At 68.6% G+C, this 4,934-nt stretch carries 3 protein-coding genes; 1 reads left to right on the forward strand and 2 read right to left on the reverse strand.

What is annotated here, in order from left to right; all coding sequences use genetic code 11:
- Positions 1-1,238, reverse strand: a 1,238-nt coding sequence (locus NQ160_RS18455) for an isocitrate lyase (protein WP_257516582.1), incomplete at its 3' end; no start/stop codon positions are given.
- Between the two features lie 56 nt (positions 1,239-1,294).
- Positions 1,295-2,959 carry a malate synthase A gene (gene aceB / locus NQ160_RS18460; protein ID WP_374113676.1) on the reverse strand — a complete coding sequence of 555 codons (1,665 nt, stop codon included), beginning with the start codon at positions 2,957-2,959 and terminating at the stop codon, positions 1,295-1,297.
- 205 nt (positions 2,960-3,164) lie between these two features.
- On the opposite strand from aceB, the gene NQ160_RS18465 reads away from it, so the two are divergent.
- Positions 3,165-4,643 carry a helix-turn-helix transcriptional regulator gene (locus NQ160_RS18465; RefSeq protein ID WP_257516583.1) on the forward strand — a complete coding sequence of 493 codons (1,479 nt, stop codon included), beginning with the start codon at positions 3,165-3,167 and terminating at the stop codon, positions 4,641-4,643.
- The last annotated feature ends 291 nt before the right edge of the window (positions 4,644-4,934 follow it).

Raw genomic sequence — 4,934 nt, forward strand, 5'->3', positions numbered from 1 at the left:
TCGCCGCGGTCGTAGGCCGAGACGTCCTCGCCCTGCTCGGCGAGCAGGTCGTAGGCCTGCTGGCGGAAGCTGAGCGTCCAGTTGAAGGACGGGCTGTTGTTGTAGACGAGCTTCGCGTCCGGGATCTCCGCGCGGACCGCGTCGACCATGGCGGCGATCTGCTCCACGTGCGGCTTCTCGGTCTCGATCCACAGCAGGTCGGCGCCGCTGCGCAGCGACGTGATGCAGTCGAGCACGACCCGCTCCTCACCGGTACCAGCGCGGAACTGGTAGAGGTTGCTCGCGAGACGCTTGGGTCGCAGCAGCTTGCCCTCGCGCTTGATGACGACGTCGCCGTTGCCGAGGTCGCTCTCCGAGATCTCCTCGACATCGAGGAACGAGTTGTACTGGTCGCCCAGGTCGCCGGGCTCGTTCGTGACGGCGAGCTTCTGCGTCAGGCCGGCGCCGAGCGAGTCGGTGCGGGCGACGATGATGCCGTTGTCGATGCCCAGCTCGAGAAACGCGTAGCGCACGGCGTTGATCTTGGCGACGAAGTCCTCGTGGGGCACCGTGACCTTGCCGTCCTGGTGGCCGCACTGCTTCTCGTCCGACACCTGGTTCTCGATCTGGATGGCGCAGGCGCCCGCCTCGATCATCTTCTTGGCCAGCAGGTACGTGGCCTCGGGGTTGCCGAACCCGGCGTCGATGTCGGCGATGATCGGCACGACGTGGGTCTCGTAGCTGTCGATCTGCGTCTGGATGAACTCGGCCCCCGTCTCGTCGCCGGCCAGGCGGGCCGTGTCGAGCTGGGTGAAGAGCAGATCGAGCTCGCGGGCGTCGGCCTGGCGCAAGAACGTGTAGAGCTCCTCGATGAGGGCGGGCACGGACGTCTTCTCGTGCATCGACTGGTCGGGGAGTGGCCCGAACTCCGAGCGGAGCGCGGCGACCATCCACCCCGAGAGGTAGAGGTAGCGCTTGTTCGTCGTCTTGAGGTGCTTCTTGATCGAGATCAGCTTCTGCTGGCCGATGAAGCCATGCCAGACACCGAGCGACTGGGTGTACACCGATGAGTCCTGGTCGTATTCGGCCATGTCGCGCCGCATGATGTCGGCCGTGTACTGAGCGATCTCGAGCCCGGTCTTGAAGCGGTTCTGCGCCCGCATGCGGGCGACGGACTCGGGGTTGATGGCATCCCAGGCGGAGCCGTGCTCCGCCTTGAGCGATTGGATGGCTTCGATGTCGTCCTGGTAGGTGGTCATTTCTGGTCCCTTCGTTGGGGTGTGACGGTGGAGTCGCGCGCGGCGACGGGTGCGGGCTACTGCGCCTCGGCGAGGAAGCGCGAGTAGGCCGACAGGGTGAGGAAGGCCGGGAAGTCCACGCCGAGGGCGACGTCGCGGAAGACCTCCGCGGCGTCGTCGAACCGATCGCCGCTCTGCCGCTGGACATCGCCGAGCATCTCGGTGATGAGCCCTTCGATGTAGTCGCGGGTGATGCGGTCTCCCTCGGCGGTGGAGAGGTCCTGGTGGATCCACTGCCACACCTGCGAGCGGCTGATCTCGGCCGTCGCGGCATCCTCCATGAGGTTGTCGATCGCCACCGCGCCCTGGCCGCGTAGCCAGGCTTCGATGTAGCGGATCGCGACCGACACGTTGCCGCGCACGCCGGCTGCCGTCACCGGTAGGCCGATGCGCACGTCGAGCAGGTCCGCCGGCGTCACCGACACGTCGGGGCGCTGGCGGTCGACCTGGTTCGGGCGGTCGCCCAGCACCGCGTCGAACTCGGCCTGCGCGACCGGGATGAGGTCGGGGTGTGCCACCCAGGTGCCGTCGAAGCCGTCGCCGGCCTCACGCTTCTTGTCGGCGGCGACCTTCTCGAACGCCCGCTCGGTCACCTCGGGGTCGCGGCGGTTGGGGATGAAGGCGCTCATCCCGCCGATGGCGAAGGCGCCGCGCTTGTGGCACGTCTGCACCAGCAGCTCCGTGTAGGAGCGCATGAACGGCACAGTCATCGTGACCTCGCTGCGGTCGGGAAGCACGAACCGTGCACCGCGACCGCGGTAGTTCTTGATGATCGAGAAGATGTAGTCCCAGCGGCCGGCGTTCAACCCCGCGCAGTGATCGCGCAGCTCGTAGAGGATCTCTTCCATCTCGAACGCCGCCGGCAGCGTCTCGATCAGCACCGTGGCGCGGATCGTGCCGTGCGCGATGCCGATGTACCGCTCACTGAACGTGAAGACGTCGTCCCACAGCTTCGCCTCCTCGCTCGATTCGAGCTTCGGGAGGTAGAAGTAGGGTCCGTGTCCGTTGGCGATCAGCTGCGCGGCGTTGTGGAAGAAGTACAGGCCGAAGTCCACGAGCGACCCGGATGCCGGCATGGTGCGGCCCGCACGGTCGGTGAACTGCAGGTGCTTCTCGACGAGGTGCCAGCCGCGCGGACGCATCACGATCGTCGGGGTCTGCTCGGCGGTGACCTCGTAGCGCTTGCCCTCGGGGCTCGTGAACGACAGCTCGCCGCGGATCGCGTCGCGCAGGTTCAGCTGCCCCTCGATGACGTTCTGCCAGGTGGGGCTCGTGGCGTCCTCGTGGTCGGCGAGCCACACCTTGGCGCCCGAGTTGAGCGCGTTGATGGTCATCTTGGGGTCGGTGGGGCCGGTGATCTCGACCCGGCGGTCCTCGAGCCCGGGACCTGCACCGGCGACCTGCCACGAGGCGTCTTCGCGGATGTAGGCGGTGTCGGAGCGGAAGTGCGGGTCGCGACCGTTGCCGATCTCGTAGCGCCGGCGCAGCCGGTCGGCGAGCCGGTCGTGCCGGCGGCCGCCGAAGCGGTGGTGCAGTTCGATGAGGAACGCGAGGGCGTCGGGGGTGAGGATCTCGTCGTAGCGGGGGCCGAGGCGGCCGGCGATCTCGATCGCAGGCTCGGAGGTCTCGACGGCGATCGAGCGCGGGCGGGTGCGCATCGGGGTGGCGGTTGCAGGTGTCATGTCCCTGTTCTCCTGTGAGCGAGTGCGGGTGAGTGTTCCGAGGTGCGTCGCCCGGGGTGTGTGCCGGTCCGGCACCCCGTGATCCGCGGTTCGGATCCCTGGGCGGTGCGTCGTGTCTCCACTATCCGGTGAAGTTCCGCGCCCTCGATGGCCGAAGCCGGTGTGAACTTTCCCGATAGTTCTGCGTTCGTGACAGAATCGCGGAATGAGCACCGAGTTCGCGGGACCCGCGTCGACCGTCACGGCAGACGATCAGGGGGTGGACGCACTCACGATGGGCCGTCGCATCCGGCAGCTGCGCACGGCGCGGGGGATGACCCTCGACGAGCTCGCCGCCGCGGTGGACCGCGCCCCCAGTCAGCTCTCGATGATCGAGAACGGTCGGCGGGAACCGAAGCTCACGCTGCTGCGGGCGATCGCGCGGGCGCTGGGGTCGACGCTGGACGCGCTGCTCGAGACCGAGCCCTTGGATGAGCGCTCGACGCTTGAGATCCAGATGGAGCGAGCGATGCACGGCCAGACGTTCCAGGCGCTCGGCATCGCGCCCTTCCGAGTGGGCAAGACGGTGCCCACCGAGGCGATCAAGGCGATGCTCGCCCTGCAGAGCGAGATCGAGCGGCTGAGCGACGAGCGATCGGCGACGCCGGAAGAGGCACGGCGGGCGAACGTGGCGCTGCGGCGCCTGATGCGCACGCAGAACAACTACTTCCCCGACCTGGAGCAGCACGCCCGCGATCTCCTCGACGCCGTGGGGCACCCGGGAGGCCCGCTGACGCAGCGCACGGCATCCGACATCGCCGCGCACCTCGGCTTCACGCTGCACTACGTGCCCGACCTGCCGCAGACCACTCGAAGTGTCGCGGACATCAAGAACGGGCGGCTGTACCTGTCGAGTCGGGTGCGGGCGCAGTCCGACCCGCGCACCGCCGTGCTGCAGGCGCTGTCGAGCCGCATCCTCGGGCACTCCGAGCCGCACAGCTACGCGGAGTTCCTGCGCCAGCGGGTGGAGACGAACTACCTCACCGGGGCGCTGCTCATCCCCGAGGGGCACGTGGTGCCGGCCCTCACCGACGCCAAGGAGCGCCGCGCCCTGTCGATCGAGGATCTGCGTGACACCTACTCGGTGTCGTACGAGACCGCCGCCCACCGATTCACCAATCTGGCGACGGTGCATCTCGGCATCCGGGTGCACTTCTTGAAGGTCCACGAGTCGGGCACGATCACCAAGGCGTACGAGAACGACGACGTGAACTTTCCGACCGACCGGCTGGGGTCGATCGAGGGCCAGATGTGCTGCCGCAAGTGGACGAGCCGCGTCGTCTTCGACGTCGACGACCACTTCAACCCGTACTACCAGTACACCGACACCGGCAACGGCACCTACTGGTGCACGGCGCGGGTGGAGGCATCGAGCGAGGGGGCGCACTCGGTGAGCGTGGGCGTGCGGTTCGACGACACGAAGTGGTTCCTCGGTCGGGACACCCCGAACCGGGGCGTATCGAAGCACTCCGTGGAGGCCTGCTGTCGGCGCGCGCCGGTGGAGCTCGAGTCGGCGTGGCGCGAGCACTCGTGGCCCAACGTGCGCACGCCCCGCACGCTCCTGGCGACCCTGCCGACGGGTTCGTTCCCCGGTGTGGACTCGACCGAGGTGTACGAGTTCCTCGAGGCCCACGCCCCGCGCTGAGTTCGCGGGGCGCTAAGGCCGCGGGGACTGCTGCCGTGGCTTCGGTCGTCGCGAATGCGCCTTTCCGGGCGCGCGCCGGGGCCGTATGCGACGACCGAACGCCCCCGGGCTCGCAGCGCGCGGGGACGTCCGAGACCGCGGCCGGGCGCTACGCTCGCGCCATGACACTCACCGACGCGGGCCCGACCATGCCGACGGGCGGGCCCGACCTGCCCCAGCGGCGGCACCTCGTGACCGCCCTTCCCGGACCCCGTTCCCAGGAGATCCTCGCGCGCAAGGCCGCTGCCGTGC

This window comes from Microbacterium sp. zg.Y909, assembly GCF_024626565.1.